1 protein-coding gene is annotated in these 1,097 nt (G+C 65.5%); it reads right to left on the bottom strand.

Annotated features, from left to right (window positions below; all coding sequences use genetic code 11):
- Nucleotides 1-50 precede the first annotated feature (50 nt).
- A partial coding sequence (gene rfbB, locus ACSFBF_RS36025) for a dTDP-glucose 4,6-dehydratase (protein ID WP_435475179.1) occupies nucleotides 51-1,097 on the bottom strand: 1,047 nt, incomplete at its 5' end.

Here is a 1,097-nt window from a genome sequence, read left to right as displayed (position 1 = left end):
GCGCTGCAGCTCCCAGCCGACCTGTCCGCCCTTGCCCAGCAGCAGCAACTTCATGCCGCGGCCTTCGCAGGTGATGCGTCGTATTGCTTCTCGACCCACTCGCGATACGCGCCGCTTTGCACATTGCGCACCCACTCGCCATTGGCCAGATACCACTCGACGGTCTTGCGGATGCCGGTGTCGAAGGTCTCGGCGGGCTTCCAGCCGAGCTCGGCTTCGAGCTTGCGCGCATCGATGGCGTAGCGGCGGTCATGGCCCGGACGGTCGGTGACGTAGGTGATCTGTTCCTTGTAGGGCTTGCCGTCGGCCCTGGGGCGCAGCTCGTCGAGCAGCGCGCACACGGTGTTGACGATCTCGATGTTGGGCTTCTCGTTCCAGCCGCCCACGTTGTAGGTCTCGCCCAGCCTGCCGGCCTCGAGCACGCGGCGGATGGCGCTGCAGTGGTCCTTCACGTAGAGCCAGTCGCGCACCTGCATGCCGTCGCCGTACACGGGCAGGCTCTTGCCGGCCAGCGCGTTGACGATCATCAGGGGGATGAGCTTCTCGGGGAAGTGGAAGGGGCCGTAGTTGTTGGAGCAGTTGGTGGTCAGCACCGGCAGGCCGTAGGTGTGGTGCCAGGCGCGCACGAGGTGGTCGCTGGCGGCCTTGCTGGCCGAATACGGGCTGTTGGGCTCGTACTTGTGCTCTTCGGTGAAGGCCGCATCGGTCTTGGACAGCGAGCCGTAGACCTCGTCGGTCGATACGTGCAGGAAGCGGAAGGCCGTCTTCTGCTCAGCCGGCAGCGCGTTCCAGTGGCCGCGCACGGATTCGAGCAGGCGGAAGGTGCCCAGCACGTTGGTCTGCACGAAGTCTTCGGGGCCGTGGATGGAGCGGTCCACGTGCGATTCGGCGGCGAAGTTGACCACGGCACGGGGCTTGTGCTCGGCCAGCAGGCGGTCGATGAGGGCGCTGTCGCCGATGTCGCCCTGCACGAAGATGTGCCTCGGGTTGTTCTTGAGCGACGCGAGTGTCTCGAGATTGCCTGCGTAGGTCAGCTTGTCGAGGTTCACGACCGGCTCGTCGCCGTTCGCTAGCCAGTCGAGTACGAAATTGGCGCC

Source organism: Variovorax nivicola (assembly GCF_051216475.1).
Lineage (GTDB): Bacteria > Pseudomonadota > Gammaproteobacteria > Burkholderiales > Burkholderiaceae_C > Variovorax.
This window is presented reverse-complemented; position numbering and strand designations above follow the sequence as displayed.